The sequence below is a fragment of the Salinifilum aidingensis genome (assembly GCF_054782015.1).
The window spans coordinates 101118-115036 of sequence record NZ_BAAGTH010000006.1; the positions used below are offsets into that span (position 1 = coordinate 101118).

General features: G+C 69.4%; 21 protein-coding genes. 19 read left to right on the forward strand and 2 right to left on the reverse strand.

Annotated features, from left to right (window positions below; all coding sequences use genetic code 11):
- Positions 1 to 23: 23 nt before the first annotated feature.
- The 13 genes from rplN to map all read left to right on the forward strand — a co-directional run bounded on the left by rplN (position 24) and on the right by map (position 7872).
- A complete protein-coding gene (gene rplN / locus ACYVJE_RS10260) occupies positions 24 to 392 on the forward strand; it encodes a 50S ribosomal protein L14 (protein WP_459157375.1) in 369 nt (122 codons plus the stop codon).
- The gene (gene rplX, locus ACYVJE_RS10265) at positions 392 to 706 is read left to right on the forward strand and encodes a 50S ribosomal protein L24 (RefSeq protein WP_459157374.1); all 315 of its coding nucleotides are present in this window, start codon (positions 392 to 394) and stop codon (positions 704 to 706) included. The genes rplN and rplX overlap by 1 nt, the downstream gene beginning before the upstream one ends.
- Before the next feature lie 2 nt (positions 707 to 708).
- On the forward strand, positions 709 to 1272 hold the full coding sequence (gene rplE, locus ACYVJE_RS10270) for a 50S ribosomal protein L5 (RefSeq protein WP_459157373.1): 564 nt from the start codon (positions 709 to 711) through the stop codon (positions 1270 to 1272).
- A 4-nt stretch (positions 1273 to 1276) separates the two neighbouring features.
- Positions 1277 to 1462, forward strand: a complete 186-nt coding sequence (locus ACYVJE_RS10275; protein WP_459157372.1) for a type Z 30S ribosomal protein S14 — start codon at positions 1277 to 1279, stop codon at positions 1460 to 1462.
- 252 nt (positions 1463 to 1714) lie between these two features.
- A complete protein-coding gene (gene rpsH / locus ACYVJE_RS10280) occupies positions 1715 to 2113 on the forward strand; it encodes a 30S ribosomal protein S8 (protein ID WP_459157371.1) in 399 nt (132 codons plus the stop codon).
- Positions 2114 to 2129: 16 nt separating this feature from the next.
- Positions 2130 to 2669 carry a 50S ribosomal protein L6 gene (gene rplF, locus ACYVJE_RS10285; RefSeq protein ID WP_461144280.1) on the forward strand — a complete coding sequence of 180 codons (540 nt, stop codon included), beginning with the start codon at positions 2130 to 2132 and terminating at the stop codon, positions 2667 to 2669.
- Positions 2670 to 2671: 2 nt separating this feature from the next.
- Positions 2672 to 3073: a 50S ribosomal protein L18 gene (rplR, locus tag ACYVJE_RS10290; RefSeq protein ID WP_459157369.1), complete on the forward strand. Its 402-nt coding sequence runs from the start codon at positions 2672 to 2674 to the stop codon at positions 3071 to 3073.
- 35 nt (positions 3074 to 3108) lie between these two features.
- Positions 3109 to 3717, forward strand: a complete 609-nt coding sequence (gene rpsE / locus ACYVJE_RS10295) for a 30S ribosomal protein S5 (protein ID WP_459157368.1) — start codon at positions 3109 to 3111, stop codon at positions 3715 to 3717.
- Positions 3718 to 3722: 5 nt separating this feature from the next.
- Positions 3723 to 3905: a 50S ribosomal protein L30 gene (gene rpmD / locus ACYVJE_RS10300; protein WP_459157367.1), complete on the forward strand. Its 183-nt coding sequence runs from the start codon at positions 3723 to 3725 to the stop codon at positions 3903 to 3905.
- 1 nt (position 3906) lies between these two features.
- Positions 3907 to 4374 carry a 50S ribosomal protein L15 gene (gene rplO, locus ACYVJE_RS10305; RefSeq protein ID WP_459157366.1) on the forward strand — a complete coding sequence of 156 codons (468 nt, stop codon included), beginning with the start codon at positions 3907 to 3909 and terminating at the stop codon, positions 4372 to 4374.
- A 537-nt stretch (positions 4375 to 4911) separates the two neighbouring features.
- Complete coding sequence (secY, locus tag ACYVJE_RS10310; protein WP_459157365.1) at positions 4912 to 6237, forward strand: preprotein translocase subunit SecY; 1326 nt, start codon at positions 4912 to 4914, stop codon at positions 6235 to 6237.
- A 189-nt stretch (positions 6238 to 6426) separates the two neighbouring features.
- A complete protein-coding gene (locus ACYVJE_RS10315) occupies positions 6427 to 6981 on the forward strand; it encodes an adenylate kinase (protein WP_461144281.1) in 555 nt (184 codons plus the stop codon).
- 99 nt (positions 6982 to 7080) lie between these two features.
- The gene (map, locus tag ACYVJE_RS10320; protein WP_459157363.1) at positions 7081 to 7872 is read left to right on the forward strand and encodes a type I methionyl aminopeptidase; all 792 of its coding nucleotides are present in this window, start codon (positions 7081 to 7083) and stop codon (positions 7870 to 7872) included.
- Between the two features lie 231 nt (positions 7873 to 8103).
- On the opposite strand, the gene ACYVJE_RS10325 is transcribed toward map, so the two are convergent.
- The gene (locus ACYVJE_RS10325; RefSeq protein WP_461144282.1) at positions 8104 to 8757 is read right to left on the reverse strand and encodes a class I SAM-dependent methyltransferase; all 654 of its coding nucleotides are present in this window, start codon (positions 8755 to 8757) and stop codon (positions 8104 to 8106) included.
- 339 nt (positions 8758 to 9096) lie between these two features.
- Positions 9097 to 9771, reverse strand: a complete 675-nt coding sequence (locus ACYVJE_RS10330; protein ID WP_461144283.1) for a class I SAM-dependent methyltransferase — start codon at positions 9769 to 9771, stop codon at positions 9097 to 9099.
- Positions 9772 to 10619: 848 nt separating this feature from the next.
- Between ACYVJE_RS10330 and infA the strand changes: the two genes are divergently transcribed.
- The 6 genes from infA (at position 10620) to ACYVJE_RS10360 (ending at position 13886) form a co-directional block, all read left to right on the forward strand.
- Positions 10620 to 10841, forward strand: a complete 222-nt coding sequence (gene infA / locus ACYVJE_RS10335) for a translation initiation factor IF-1 (RefSeq protein WP_114451020.1) — start codon at positions 10620 to 10622, stop codon at positions 10839 to 10841.
- 57 nt (positions 10842 to 10898) lie between these two features.
- Positions 10899 to 11012, forward strand: a complete 114-nt coding sequence (gene rpmJ, locus ACYVJE_RS10340; RefSeq protein ID WP_459157360.1) for a 50S ribosomal protein L36 — start codon at positions 10899 to 10901, stop codon at positions 11010 to 11012.
- Between the two features lie 148 nt (positions 11013 to 11160).
- Positions 11161 to 11544 (forward strand): 30S ribosomal protein S13, encoded by a 384-nt coding sequence (gene rpsM / locus ACYVJE_RS10345; RefSeq protein ID WP_459157359.1) that lies wholly within the window; start codon positions 11161 to 11163, stop codon positions 11542 to 11544.
- 25 nt (positions 11545 to 11569) lie between these two features.
- A complete protein-coding gene (gene rpsK / locus ACYVJE_RS10350; RefSeq protein ID WP_459157358.1) occupies positions 11570 to 11974 on the forward strand; it encodes a 30S ribosomal protein S11 in 405 nt (134 codons plus the stop codon).
- Between the two features lie 24 nt (positions 11975 to 11998).
- Entirely contained in the window at positions 11999 to 12607 is a 609-nt protein-coding gene (gene rpsD, locus ACYVJE_RS10355) for a 30S ribosomal protein S4 (RefSeq protein ID WP_459157357.1), read from the forward strand.
- Between the two features lie 136 nt (positions 12608 to 12743).
- Positions 12744 to 13886 (forward strand): DNA-directed RNA polymerase subunit alpha, encoded by a 1143-nt coding sequence (locus ACYVJE_RS10360; RefSeq protein WP_459157356.1) that lies wholly within the window; start codon positions 12744 to 12746, stop codon positions 13884 to 13886.
- Positions 13887 to 13919: the final 33 nt, after the last annotated feature.

Here is a 13919-nt window from a genome sequence, read left to right on the forward strand (position 1 = left end):
GCACTTAGGGTCAGGAGTCGGACGTGATCCAACAGGAATCGCGACTGCGTGTCGCCGACAACACCGGGGCTCGGGAGATCCTCACCATCCGAGTGCTCGGTGGTTCCGGTCGGCGGTACGCGGGAATCGGGGACATCGTGGTCGGCACGGTGAAGGAAGCGATCCCCGCCGCAAACGTGAAACGGGGCGATGTCGTCAAGGCCGTCATCGTCCGGCAGAAGAAGGAGAAGCGTCGTCCGGACGGTTCCTACATCCGGTTCGACGAGAACGCCGCCGTGCTGGTGAAGCCGGGCGGCGAGCCGCGGGGTACCCGCATCTTCGGCCCCGTGGCGCGGGAGCTGCGTGACAAGAAGTTCATGAAGATCATCTCGCTCGCTCCGGAGGTGCTGTGATGAAGATCAAGAAGGGCGACGAGGTCGTCATCATCTCCGGCAAGGACAAGGGCGCCAAGGGCAAGGTCATCCAGGCCTTCCCGCAGGACGAGCGCGTCCTCGTCGAGGGTGTGAACCGGATCAAGAAGCACACCCGGGTCTCCCGGAACGAGCGGGGTGCGGAGTCCGGCGGCATCGTCACGCAGGAGGCGCCGATCCACGCCAGCAACGTGCAGGTGCTGGACTCCGACGGCAAGCCGGCCCGGGTCGGCTACCGGTTCGATGAGAACGGCAAGAAGGTTCGGATCTCGCGTCGCAACGGTAAGGACATCTGATCATGACGACAGCAGAGAAGATCGTCCCGCGGCTGAAAACCCGCTACCGCGATGAGATCCGGCAGGGCCTGACCGAGGAATTCGGCTACGACAACCCGATGAAGGTCCCCGGCCTGGTCAAGGTCGTGGTGAACATGGGCGTCGGGGACGCCGCTCGGGACAGCAAGATCATCGAGGGCGCGGTCCGCGACCTCTCCGCCATCACCGGCCAGAAGCCGGAGGTGCGCCGGGCGCGCAAGTCCGTGGCCCAGTTCAAGCTCCGCGAGGGCATGCCGATCGGTGCGCGCACCACGCTGCGCGGCGACCGGATGTGGGAGTTCCTCGACCGGTTGAACAACATCTCGCTGCCGCGCATCCGCGACTTCCGCGGGTTGTCGCCCAACCAGTTCGACGGGCACGGCAACTACACCTTCGGCGTGAGCGACCAGTCGATGTTCCACGAGATCGACCCGGACGAGATCGACCGTCCGCGGGGCATGGACATCACCGTCGTCACGACGGCCAACACAGATGAGGAAGGTCGGTCGCTGCTGCGGCGGCTGGGCTTCCCGTTCAAGGAGAGCTGAGCCGATGGCGAAGAAGGCGCTGATCGAGAAGGCCAAGCGCAAGCCGAAGTTCGCCGTTCGTGCGTACACCCGTTGTGGCCGGTGTGGACGTTCGCGCGCGGTGTTCCAGAAGTTCGGCCTGTGCCGGATCTGCTTCCGCGAGATGGCGCACGCGGGCGAGCTGCCCGGCGTGAGCAAGTCGTCCTGGTGAGTCCCTCCTGCCGGGGGCCGGCGCAACGCCGGTACCCTCGGCGGGCGTGACCAGCGCGTTCGCTCGCGCTCCGCGTCGCGGGAGTCGTGTCGCACACGGCGTGCCAGAAGGGCCTGCCCTCCGGTAGGCGAACATCCACTGTTTCGTCCAGGCCAGGGTCCAGACCTCAGGGCGCCGGACCGGCCCGCCGCCGGCCGGCGGCCGCGCGTTGGGGCCCGTCGGAACCAGACGAGAAAGGTTGTACAGGTCACCATGACGATGACCGATCCGATCGCAGACATGCTGACGCGTCTGCGCAATGCCAACTCGGCATTCCACGACGAGGTCGTGATGCCGCACTCGAAGATCAAGGCGAACGTCGCCGACGTTCTGCAGCGGGAGGGCTACCTGGCCGGCTCCCGCGTCGAGGACGGTCCGAAGAGCAAGCAGCTCGTCTGCGAGCTCAAGTTCGGCCCGAACCGCGAGCGGAGCATCGCGGGCCTGCGCCGGGTGTCCAAGCCGGGTCTGCGGGTGTACGCGAAGTCCACGAACCTGCCGAAGGTGCTGGGGGGTCTCGGGATCGCCGTGATCTCGACGTCCCAGGGCCTGATGACCGACCGGCAGGCCATGCGCAAGCGAGTGGGCGGGGAAGTCCTCGCCTACGTCTGGTGAGGGAGGAGGAACGGACATGTCGCGCATCGGAAAGCTGCCGATCACCGTCCCCTCCGGTGTCGAGGTCACCATCGATGGCCAGCAGGTCACGGTCAATGGCCCCAAGGGCACGCTGGAGCAGGTGGTCCCCGAGCCGATCAACGTCGAACGCGACGAGGACGGCGCGCTTCTGGTCAACCGCCCGGACGACGAGCGCCGCAGCCGCTCGATGCACGGGCTGGCTCGGACCTTGGTCAACAACATGGTCGTGGGCGTCAGCCAGGGTTTCCAGAAGGACCTGGAGATCCAGGGCGTCGGTTACCGCGTCCAGCAGAAGGGCTCGAACCTCGAGTTCGCGCTCGGCTACAGCCACCCCATCGTGATCGAGCCGCCGCAGGGCATCGAGTTCTCGACTGAGGGCCCGGGCAAGTTGTCCGTCAAGGGCATCGACAAGCAGCTGGTCGGCGAGGTCGCCGCGCGGATCCGCAAGTTGCGTCGCCCGGACCCGTACAAGGGCAAGGGTGTTCGCTACGCGGGCGAGAACATCCGCCGCAAGGTCGGAAAGACGGGTAAGTGACGATGAGCGAGAACACCACGACGAAGCGCAGGCCGGTGGGCAAGAGCATCGCGAAGCAGCGTCAACTTGCCCGTCAGAAGCGGCACGTGCGCATCCGCAAGAAGGTCAGCGGTACCGCCGGGCGGCCGCGGCTGGTCGTGAGCAGGTCCCTGCGGAACATCAACGCCCAGGTGATCGACGACCAGCGGGGGCACACCCTGGCCTCGGCCACCTCGCTGGAGCACGACCTGCGCTCCTTCGAGGGGGACAAGACGGCGATGGCCACCAAGGTCGGCGAGCTCGTCGCGGCTCGGGCGAAGCACGCCGGCGTCGAGCAGGTCGTGTTCGACCGCGGTGGTCACGCCTACCACGGCCGTGTCGCAGCGTTGGCCGACGCCGCGCGAGACGGTGGTCTGGAGTTCTGACAAGTGCGTAAGACAGAGAACGGAAGGGACGCCTGATGCCTGGACGCACTCGGCGTGAGGGCGGGGAGTCCGGCGGCAAGGACCGTCGGGACCGCCGCGACGGTGGCCGTGGCGGGGCGGCCCAAGAGAAGACCCCGCAGTTCGAGCGTGTCGTGACCATCAACCGCGTCGCGAAGGTCGTCAGCGGCGGCCGGCGGTTCGCGTTCACGGCGCTGGTCGTGGTCGGCGACGGCGACGGCATGGTCGGTGTCGGTCACGGCAAGGCCAAGGAGGTCCCCTCGGCGATCGCCAAGGGCGTCGAGGAGGCGAAGAAGAACTTCTTCCGCGTCCCGCGCCTGGAGGGCACGATCACGCACCCGGTCCAGGGCGAGGACGCGGCCGGCAAGGTCCTGCTCCGCCCGGCCAGCCCCGGTACCGGTGTCATCGCCGGCGGGCCGGTCCGCGCGGTGCTGGAGTGCGCGGGCGTGCACGACGTGCTGAGCAAGTCGCTGGGCAGCGGTAACCCGATCAACATCGTCAAGGCGACGGTGCACGCGCTCAAGCATCTGCAGCGTCCGGAGGCGGTGGCGGCGCGGCGCGGTCTGCCGCTCGAGGACGTCGCCCCGGCATCCATGCTGCGTGCGCGTGCCGGTCAGGGAGCGTGATCGCGATGGCACAGCTGAAGATCACCCAGGTGCGCGGCCTCGTCGGAACGCGCCAGGCCCAGCGGGACACCATGCGTACCCTCGGCCTGCGCAAGATCCGCCAGTCGGTCGTGCGCCCGGACACCCCGGAAACCCGCGGCCAGATCAAGGCCGTCCACCAGTTGGTGGCGGTTGAGGAGGTCGACTGACATGGTCATCAAGATCCACGACCTGAAGCCGGCGCCGGGCGCGAAGCGCAAGCCGCTGCGCGTCGGCCGCGGCGAGGGCTCGAAGGGCAAGACCGCCGGCCGCGGTACGAAGGGCACCACGGCCCGGAAGACGGTGCCGCCGATGTTCGAGGGTGGGCAGATGCCCATCCAGATGCGCCTGCCGAAGCTGCGCGGCTTCCGCAACCCGTCGCGCATCGAGTACAAGGGCGTGAACGTCGGCCGGATCGCCGAGGTCTTCCCGCAGGGCGGTCAGGTCGGCCTGGCCGACCTGGTCGACGCGGGCCTGGTGAAGAAGAACGAGCTCGTGAAGGTGCTCGGTGACGGCGACGTCGACGGCGTCAAGCTGGACGTCTCCGCGCACGCCTTCACCGGCAGCGCCCAGGAGAAGATCACCAACGCCGGTGGTTCGGCGAACAAGGTGAAGATCACGCGCAAGCCCAACAAGTGATCTGCCGGTGACCACGCCGCGTAGGCGTGGCACTCGACCTGCGGGCCGGCCGTCAGCACCGACGGCCGGCCCGTTCGCGTGCGGCCGTCCCGTGCTCCGGGACGTCCTCGTGCGCTGCGGTGCTTCCCGCCGTTCGAGTCGGGGCGGCCACGGGTGCGCGGCCCGCGGCAGCGCGTCCGGGCAGCGCGTCCGGGGCTTGCGCAAGGTGCCGTGCTGGTCGCTGACGGTGGTCAATTTCCCGGCTGCTAGAGTGCCGAACGCAGTGTCGTGTCCGGACGCCCGTACCAGTGCGGCCGTACCAGTGCGGCTCTACCGGTACGGGCCGCGTGCGGCCGCCCGCGTGTCGGCCTCGCGGTGCACCGGTTCCCGCGCAGCGGTCGTGCCGGTCTTCCCGCGCAGCGGTCGTGTCGGTGCGGACGTGGCGGGGCGGTACTGTGCACCTGTGCCCGGTGAAGCGGGCGTCCCAACCATCGCGCCGGCTGACGCCAAGCCGGCCACCGTCCCAGCCGGTTGCGACCGGTGTAGGAGGAGGTTCGCGTGCTCGGCGCCTTCCGCTCGGCTCTGACGACGCCGGACCTGCGCCGCAAGATCCTGTTCACGCTGGGCATGCTCGTGCTGTATCGGCTCGGCGCGCTGATCCCGTCGCCCGGGGTGTCGTACCCCAACGTCCAGCAGTGCATCGAACAGGTCCAAGGCGGCGACAACCAGAGCGTCTACTCGCTGCTCAACCTCTTCAGCGGCGGCGCCCTGCTGCAGTTGTCGGTGTTGTCGCTGGGCATCATGCCCTACATCACCGCCAGCATCATCGTGCAGCTGCTGCAGGTGGTGATTCCGCGCTTCGAGCAGCTGAAGAAGGAAGGCCAGTCCGGGCAGGCGAAGCTGACCCAGTACACGCGCTACCTCACGGTGGCGCTGTCGATGCTGCAGGCCACCGGCATCGTGGCGCTGGCGGTGCGCGGGCAGCTGTTCCCCGGCTGCACCGTCCCGCTCGTCCCGGACAACTCGGTGCTCAACCTCGTGACGATCGTGGTCGTGATGACCGCGGGCGCCATCCTGCTGATGTGGATGGGCGAGCTCATCACCGAGCGCGGCATCGGCAACGGCATGTCGCTGCTCATCTTCACCTCGATCGCCGCGCAGATCCCGAGCCAGGGCGGCCGCATCCTGAACTCGCACGGCGGGCTGGTCTTCGCCGTGGTGCTCTGCTTCGCCGTGGCGATCATCGCGACGGTCGTGTTCATCGAGCAGGCGCAGCGCCGCATCCCGGTGCAGTATGCCAAGCGCATGATCGGCCGCCGGATGTACGGCGGCACGTCGACCTACCTGCCGCTGAAGGTCAACCAGGCGGGTGTCATCCCGGTCATCTTCGGGTCCTCGCTGCTGTACCTCCCGCAGCTGCTCGGGCAGCTCGCCGGCGGGCAGGAGACCTGGTGGGCGACGTTCATCCAGACCTACATCGTCGACCCGTCCAGCTGGGTGCACATCCTGCTGTACATGGCGTTGATCGTGTTCTTCGCCTACTTCTACGTGTCCATCACGTTCAACCCGGAGGAACGTGCCGAGGACATGAAGAAGTTCGGCGGGTTCATCCCGGGGATCCGCCCCGGGCGGCCGACGGCCGAGTACCTGAGCTTCGTGCTCTCCCGAATCACGCTGCCGGGCGCCCTCTACCTCGGCATCATCGCGATCCTGCCGAACTTCTTCCTCGGCATCACCGGCGATGGCGGCGGAGGAGCGCAGAGCGCGCAGAACTTCCCGTTCGGCGGCACGGCCGTGCTGATCATGGTCAACGTCGGCTTGGACACGGTCAAGCAGATCGAGAGCCAGTTGACGCAGCGCAAGTACGAGGGTTTCCTGCGCTGAGCCCGGACGGGAGGCATCGAGCCGGTCCAGTCAATGGGATCGGACTATGAGATGTCGGGTGCGCACCTGTATACCTCGGTCCGGTGCGCGCCACGTAAAGTCGGCGCGACGCCGGCGGCGCCGGCGTGGTGAGGGCAGCGGGCGCGCGCCGCGATGCGCGCGTCAGCGATTGGATTCGGAGGCAAACCCTTGGTGCGATTGGTTCTCTTCGGCCCCCCGGGGGCGGGTAAGGGCACGCAGGCCGAGGTGCTCAGCGAGCGGTTGTCGGTTCCGCACATCTCCACGGGCGACCTGTTCCGCTCCAACATCGGGAACCAGACCCCGCTCGGGGTGAAGGCGAAGTCCTACCTGGATGCCGGTGAGCTCGTGCCGGATGAAGTGACCAACGAGATGGTGCGCGTGCGCCTGGCGGAGCCGGACGCGCGCGAGGGCTTCCTCCTGGACGGGTACCCGCGTACCACGCCGCAGGCGGACGTGCTCGGTGAGATCCTGGCCGAGAACGGCGTCGAGCTCAGCGCGGTGCTCCAGTTCGAGGTCGGCGAGGACGAGTTGGTGCGGCGCATGCTGGAGCGCGGCCGGGAGGACGACAACGAGGACGTGATCCGGCGCAGGCTCGCGGTCTACCGGGAGGAGACCGAGCCGCTGCTGGACTACTACGGCGACAAGGTCGTCACGATCGACGCGGTCGGGACGATCGAGGAGATCTCCGAGCGCGCGCTGCAGGCGGTGCGCGCGCGCAGCTGAGGCAGCGGGCCGGACCGGGGGACTCCGCCGGTCCGGCCGTTCCGCCGGCGCCCGGGGTTCGGCGGCGCCCGGCGGGTACGAACGGGAGGGGAGCGCGACGTGTTGCGACGTGGTCGGGGCATCGAGTTGAAGTCCGCCGGCGAGATCGAGGCGATGCGCGCGGCGGGCCTGATCGTGTCCCGCACGCTGGCCGAGGTGACGCGGCAGGCGCAGCCGGGTGCGAGCACGGCGGAGCTGGACGAGGTCGCCGAGCAGCTCATCCGCGACGCCGGCGCGGTCCCCTCGTTCAAGGGCTACCACGGGTTCCCCGGGTCGATCTGCACGTCGATCAACGAGAAGATCGTGCACGGCATCCCGTCGGGCGGGGACGTCCTCGCCGACGGTGATCTGCTCTCGGTGGACTGCGGTGCGATCCTCGACGGGTGGCACGGCGACTCGGCCGTGACGATCGAGGTGGGCGAGGTCGCCGAGGGCGACAGGGCGCTCTCCGCCGCGACGCGCAAGGCCATGTGGGCGGGCATCGAGAAGATCCGCCCCGGCAACCGGCTGACCGACATCTCGCACGCGGTGGAGACGGCGGCGCGGGACGCCGCGGCGGTCGACGGCCTCGACTACGGCATCATCGCCGAGTACGGCGGGCACGGCATCGGTACGCAGATGCACATGGAGCCGTTCCTGCCGAACCTGGGCAAGCCGGGGCGGGGTCCGAAGTTGCGCGTCGGCATGGCCATCGCGGTGGAGCCGATGCTCACCGGGGGGACGGCGGAGAGCGAGGAGCTCGACGACGAGTGGACGGTGGTCACGCTCGACGGTTCCCGCGCGGCGCACTGGGAGCACACCGTCGCCGTGACCGAGAACGGGCCCTGGGTGCTCACCGCTCCCGAGGAGTGATCCGGCCGGCTCCTGAGGAGTGATCCGGCCGGCCGACTGAGCTCCTCCTGGCAGCGAGGCCGCACCCGGCGGTGACCGCTTGATGCACGCCCGATGGTGTGGTGATCGTTCGTCCCCCGGTCGGGTGGGGATGATTCACAATTTTCATGAAAATTGCGCTCTCTGGAACGAGTCCAGTTCGGCGGGGTCGGGGAGGACTGGTGAGCTGCGGCTGATTCCCGCCTCGCGGCATCAGCGCGGTCGGACCTTGGGGCGGCGGCAGACGTAGATCTTCGCCGGCGGGACGTTCCGCATCACCACGCTCCGCGGCAGCACCTCGTCGAAGGTCGCGCCGAGCAGCGCGAGGAAGTCGCGGGTGGAGCGGCGCCACAGCGTGGTGACGTAAGTGACGGTGGTGAACGGCGCCGAGGGTTCGAGCACGCGTGCGCAGACATCGAGCAGGCGGCGCTGGCGGTCCGCGTCGAGCAGCGTCCAGGGGATGCTCGTGACGAGCGCGTCGACGGTTCCGATGCCGCGCTCGGCGAGGTGCTCGGGCAGATCGGCGAGGTCCCCGTGGATGACGTCGAGCCAGGGCTTGTGCCGGCGCAGGTAGGCGACGAGCTCGGGGTCGACTTCGATGGCGAGTTGTCGGGTGGCCGGGCTGACGCGCTGCGCGATGCGCTCGCTGAGCGCTCCGGTTCCGGGGCCGACTTCGACGACGACCGGGGCGCGTCCGTCGTCGGGGGCGGCGACGGCGGAGCTGGGGACCACACCGGCCACGGCCGCGCCGACCCGGCCGCTGGTGGGCAGCACCGCGCCCACGGTGGCCGGTGCGCGCAGCGCCCGGCGGGCGAACGTCCAGTACTCGCGTGCCGTCTCCGCGGGGTTGTGCGATGCGGTGTTCACCGGGCCTCCCTGCCGGTCGGGAACGGGCTGCCCCACCAGGAGCGTCCCGCCGCGGTCCTCGCGGGGCAATTCCGCAGTCGCCCCGCGGTCTCTCCGGGGCCGACCTCTCCGGGCCGCTTCCGCGGAGGCTCGGACGCCCGGAGGTCCGGTGCCCCGAGTCCTGGGACTTCCGAGCCCCGGGAGTTGCGCGTTCCGGGACCTCCGCGGTCCGGCGGTGCGCCCGGAGCGCTCGCGCGGCCGGGTGGCGCCGCCCCGGCTCGACGCAGGGCTGACTCGCCGGGCCCGGCCCAGTGCGGAGCGCAGGCCCGGCTCAGCGCAAGGCCGGCTCGCCGGCCCGGCTCAGCGCAGGGGGCGGCGGCACAGGTAGTGCAGGATCGGCGGGAGGTTGCGCCACGTGGTGTGCGTGAGGACCTCGTCGAACGTGCGGTCGATCCGCTGGCGGAAGCGCCGGCCGCTGGAGCTCCGCGCCACCGGCAGGTAGGTGACGGCGGTGAACGCGCCGGCGCCGCCGAGGACCCCGGCGGCCTGGTCGAGGATGCGCTGCTGCTGCTCCTCGTCGAGCAGGGACCACGGGATGCTGCTGATCACCGCGTCGGCCCGCTCGACGCCGAGTCCGGCCAGCAGCGAGCCGAGCTCGCGGGCGTCGCCGTGCACGACCTCCATCCAGGGCTTGTGCGTGCGGAGGTGGTCGGCGAGCTCCGCGCCGAGCTCGATGCCGATGTGGCGGGCGCCACCGGGCAGGCGCCGGTGGATGCCCTCGCTGAGCGAGCCGGTTCCCGGGCCGAGTTCGACGACCACGGGTTCCCCGGTGGTCGGCACCACCTGCGCGACCGTGGCGGCGACGGCGGACGAGGTCGGCGTGGCGGCACCCATCATGCGGGGTTTCCGCACCGCGTTGTCCAGGAAGGTGCGGTACTCGCTGACCTTGTTCCCGAGCCCGGTGCTGCCGGGACGCGCGGCTGCGGCTCGGCGCGGGAGGGCGAGCGGGCGGGAGCGCTGCGGGCTGGCTGTCACTTTTCTCCTCGGTGTGTGCCGTGCGGACCGACGGTGGGGCGGTCCTGGCGGGCGCGGCGGTGCGGGCACGGCCGCGCCCAGCGGGCGGTGGCGACCGCCCGCGAACCGGGCTCGGGCGGGGGCCGCCCTCCGCAGGTCACGACGCCGTGCCCGGCAGGAGCGGGCCTTCGGCGGGGGTGCCCGGATGCGGGGCGTTGCGGACCCGATGCGCGGGACCCCGAGGCGCCGGGCCAGCGGTGCGGGCCGCGGGCGTCGGAACCGGTGTCGCGGACCGCGCGGCGAGTCCTGCATCGAACGTGATCGAACTTAGTGAGGGGGAGTGGCCGGGTGCAACCTGCGCGCCGCGCTGGTGATGCGTGCGATTCCCGGCCTGTACACTGTGTGGCGGTACGCGAGATGAGCAGCCCCGATGGCGGGGGCCGGAGCTCCGAGGCGTACGATGGAGCATCGGCGCACTCGTAGTGTCGGGAATGCATGTCCGACGCCTGCGTACGCCAGAATCTCAGTTGATCCGGTGTTGTTCCGGTCACGCCCGCTCGGGCTGCCCGGATGCGGCACCGGGCCGTGAGCGGCTCGCCCCGCGCGGGCCGCGGCGGTCACCGGCTCCATGATCGTAGTGGTTCCGCGCGGCGGGGCGCTGGGGTCATCGGGCAACCGCGGTCGCAGGGGCGTTTCGGCGGCAGCGGGGCGCGGACTGGGAACGGCGTGCGGGGTCCGGTCGGGACTTGCGTTCGGGTTGCGACCGCGTTCGCACCGGTGCTGCGCAGGGCGCTGTCGTGAGGTCGGCCCCGACCCCGCGACGCGGACGACCGTCCGATCAACCGTCACCGTCACGAAACGCGGAGGACATGGGCAAGAAAGACGGGGCCATTGAGGTCGAGGGTCGGGTCATCGAACCGCTCCCCAACGCGATGTTCCGCATCGAGTTGGAGAACGGCCACCAGGTCCTCGCACACATCAGTGGCAAGATGCGACAGCACTACATCCGCATCCTGCCCGAGGACCGGGTCGTCGTGGAGCTTTCCCCGTACGACCTTTCCCGTGGGCGCATTGTCTACCGCTACAAGTAGTGACCTCCACGGTGTCCGGGAGCACCGGGCACGTGTCCGAGCAGGAGAGCAGCGGCCGTGAAGGTCAAACCCAGTGTGAAGAAGGTCTGCGACAGCTGCCAGATCATCAAGCGGCACGGCAACGTGCTGGTGATCTGCACCAACCCGCGCCACAAGCAGAAGCAGGGCTGACGCAGCTTCGCTCGCAGCGACAGCGAGAGAAGGCCTCCTCCGGCCTGCCGGCCCACGAGTCGGGCCGGCTGACCCCCGGGCCAGGCCGGGGCTCCGCGGATGCGGAGGCGGCGGAGGAGCAGACCTGGCCGAGATGAAGGGGACCCCGATGGCAGCACGGGTCGTCGGAGTCGATCTCCCCATGGACAAGCGTGCGGAGATCGCTCTTACGTACATCTTCGGGATCGGTCGCACCCGGTCCCGCGAGATCCTGAACGCGACGGGCATCGCGCTCGACGTCCGCGCGCGGGATCTCGACGACGAGCAGCTCGCCAAGTTGCGCGAGCACATCGAGAACAACTACCGGGTCGAGGGTGACCTCCGCCGCGAGGTCCAGGCCGACATCCGCCGGAAGATCGAGATCGGCAGCTACCAGGGGCAGCGGCACCGTCGTCACCTGCCGCTGCGCGGGCAGCGGACCAAGACCAACGCCCGCACCCGGAAGGGGCCGAAGAAGACGGTCGCCGGCAAGAAGAAGGCCGGGAAGAAGTAAGCCTCGCTAGGAGATCACGACACTTATGCCACCCAAGGGGCGCGCCGGCACCGTCAAGAAGGTGCGGCGCAAGGAGAAGAAGAACGTAGCGGCTGGGCAAGCCCACATCAAGAGCACGTTCAACAACACGATCGTGTCGATCACCGACCCGACCGGTGCGGTGATCAGCTGGGCCTCCGCCGGCCACGTCGGGTTCAAGGGCTCGAAGAAGTCCACCCCGTTCGCCGCGCAGATGGCCGCGGAGAACGCCGCCCGCAAGGCCGCCGAGCACGGCATGAAGAAGGTCGACGTCTTCGTCAAGGGACCGGGTTCCGGGCGTGAGACGGCGATCCGCTCCCTGCAGGGCGCCGGGCTCGAGGTCGGCACCATTCAGGACGTGACCCCGCAGCCGCACAACGGCTGCCGCCCGCCGAAGCGTCGCCGGGTCTGACGCGGGAAGGGAGAGTAGAGAACCATGGCTCGTTACACCGGTCCCGTGACCCGCAAGTCCCGCCGGTTGAAGGTCGACCTCGTCGGCGGTGATCAGTCGTTCGAGCGTCGTCCGTACCCGCCGGGGCAGCACGGGCGCGGTCGGATCAAGGAAACCGAGTACCTGCAGCAGCTGCAGGAGAAGCAGAAGGCGCGTTTCACCTACGGCGTGCTGGAGAAGCAGCTCCTCGCCTACTACAAGGAGGCGCACCGGCTTCAGGGCAAGACCGGTGAGAACCTGCTGCAGCTGCTCGAGACGCGGCTGGACAACGTGGTCTACCGGGCTGGCCTGGCGCGCACGCGCCGCATGGCCCGCCAGCTGGTCAGCCACGGCCACTTCCTGGTCAACGGCCAGAAGGTGGACGTCCCCAGCTACCGGGTCACCAAGTGGGACATCATCGACGTGCGGCCGAAGTCGCTGAGCATGACGCCGTTCGTCATCGCCAAGGAGACCCTCGGCGAGCGTCCCGCCCCGGCCTGGCTGCAGGTCGTTCCGTCGAACCTGCGGATCCTGGTGCACCAGGCACCGGAGCGCGCGCAGATCGACACGCCGGTCACCGAGCAGCTCATCGTCGAGTTCTACTCGAAGAAGTGACGCGCGGCGCCGGCGGTCCGCGGACCGCCGGCGGGCGCCTCGGTGGTGGAGAAGGAGGCCACCACCGGCCCGCTGCGGCGGGCGTGCCATCCCATCGGCGTCAAATGGCGGGCGCCGTGAGGAAAGGAAAAGACCAGTGCTCATCTCCCAGCGACCCGCGCTGTCCGAAGAGACAGTGTCGGAGACCCGGTCGCGGTTCTCCATCGAACCGCTCGAGCCGGGCTTCGGATACACCCTCGGCAACTCGCTGCGCCGCACCCTGCTCTCGTCGATTCCGGGGGCGGCCGTCACCAGCCTGCGCATCGATGGTGTGCTGCACGAGTTCACCACGATCCCGGGCGTGAAGGAGGACGTCACCGACGTCATCCTGAACATCAAGGAGCTGGTGGTCAGTTCCGAAGAGGACGAGCCGGTGACGATGTACCTGCGCAAGCAGGGGCCCGGGGAGGTCACCGCGGCGGACATCGTGCCGCCGGCGGGTGTCACCGTGCACAACCCGGATCTGCACATCGCCACGCTCAACCAGAAGGGCAAGCTGGAGATCGAGCTCGTAGTCGAGCGTGGTCGTGGCTATGTCCCCGCGATGCAGAACAAGCAGGCGGGTGCGGAGATCGGCCGGATCCCGGTCGACTCGATCTACTCGCCGGTGCTGAAGGTGAGCTACAAGGTCGAGGCCACCCGTGTGGAGCAGCGCACGGACTTCGACAAGCTGATCCTCGACGTCGAGACGAAGCCGTCGATCACCCCGCGGGACGCGGTGGCGTCGGCCGGCCGGACCCTCGTCGAGCTGTTCGGGCTCGCCCGGGAGCTCAACGTGGACGCCGAGGGCGTCGAGATCGGCCCCTCGCCGGCGGAGGCGGACACGATCGCCGCCTACGCGATGCCGATCGAGGACCTCGACCTGACGGTGCGCTCCTACAACTGCTTGAAGCGGGAGGGCATTCACACCGTCGGCGAGCTGGTCTCGCGCAGCGAGGCCGACCTGCTGGACATCCGCAACTTCGGTGCGAAGTCCATCGACGAGGTCAAGATGAAGCTCGCCGGTCTGAGCCTGTCGCTGAAGGACAGCCCGCCCGGATTCGACCCCTCGGCCGCTGCCGCGGAGTACCCGGCGGAGGGCTTCTCCGACGAGGGCGAGCAGCTGGGTCCGGTCGGTGGTGTCGGGGCCGAGGCCGCCGACTACATGCCGAGCTACGAGGCGTCGTACGAGACGGGCTACGACACCGGTTTCGAGAGCTACGACGACGGCCAGGACTACGCGGAGACTGAGCAGCTGTAGCTGTGCGTGCCCGGTTTCCGGGCCGCAGTGAGA

Excerpts from the sequence above, each read along its gene's own strand:
- rpsE (WP_459157368.1), top strand. The coding sequence starts at position 3,109 with ATGCCTGGACGCACTCGGCGTGAGGGCGGGGAGTCCGGCGGCAAGGAC.
- rplX (WP_459157374.1), top strand. The coding sequence starts at position 392 with ATGAAGATCAAGAAGGGCGACGAGGTCGTCATCATCTCCGGCAAGGAC.
- ACYVJE_RS10275 (WP_459157372.1), top strand. The coding sequence starts at position 1,277 with ATGGCGAAGAAGGCGCTGATCGAGAAGGCCAAGCGCAAGCCGAAGTTC.
- rplO (WP_459157366.1), top strand. The coding sequence starts at position 3,907 with ATGGTCATCAAGATCCACGACCTGAAGCCGGCGCCGGGCGCGAAGCGC.
- rpmD (WP_459157367.1), top strand. The coding sequence starts at position 3,723 with ATGGCACAGCTGAAGATCACCCAGGTGCGCGGCCTCGTCGGAACGCGC.
- rpsM (WP_459157359.1), top strand. The coding sequence starts at position 11,161 with ATGGCAGCACGGGTCGTCGGAGTCGATCTCCCCATGGACAAGCGTGCG.
- rplF (WP_461144280.1), top strand. The coding sequence starts at position 2,130 with ATGTCGCGCATCGGAAAGCTGCCGATCACCGTCCCCTCCGGTGTCGAG.
- rplE (WP_459157373.1), top strand. The coding sequence starts at position 709 with ATGACGACAGCAGAGAAGATCGTCCCGCGGCTGAAAACCCGCTACCGC.
- rpsD (WP_459157357.1), top strand. The coding sequence starts at position 11,999 with ATGGCTCGTTACACCGGTCCCGTGACCCGCAAGTCCCGCCGGTTGAAG.
- rpsK (WP_459157358.1), top strand. The coding sequence starts at position 11,570 with ATGCCACCCAAGGGGCGCGCCGGCACCGTCAAGAAGGTGCGGCGCAAG.
- rplR (WP_459157369.1), top strand. The coding sequence starts at position 2,672 with ATGAGCGAGAACACCACGACGAAGCGCAGGCCGGTGGGCAAGAGCATC.
- infA (WP_114451020.1), top strand. The coding sequence starts at position 10,620 with ATGGGCAAGAAAGACGGGGCCATTGAGGTCGAGGGTCGGGTCATCGAA.
- rpsH (WP_459157371.1), top strand. The coding sequence starts at position 1,715 with ATGACGATGACCGATCCGATCGCAGACATGCTGACGCGTCTGCGCAAT.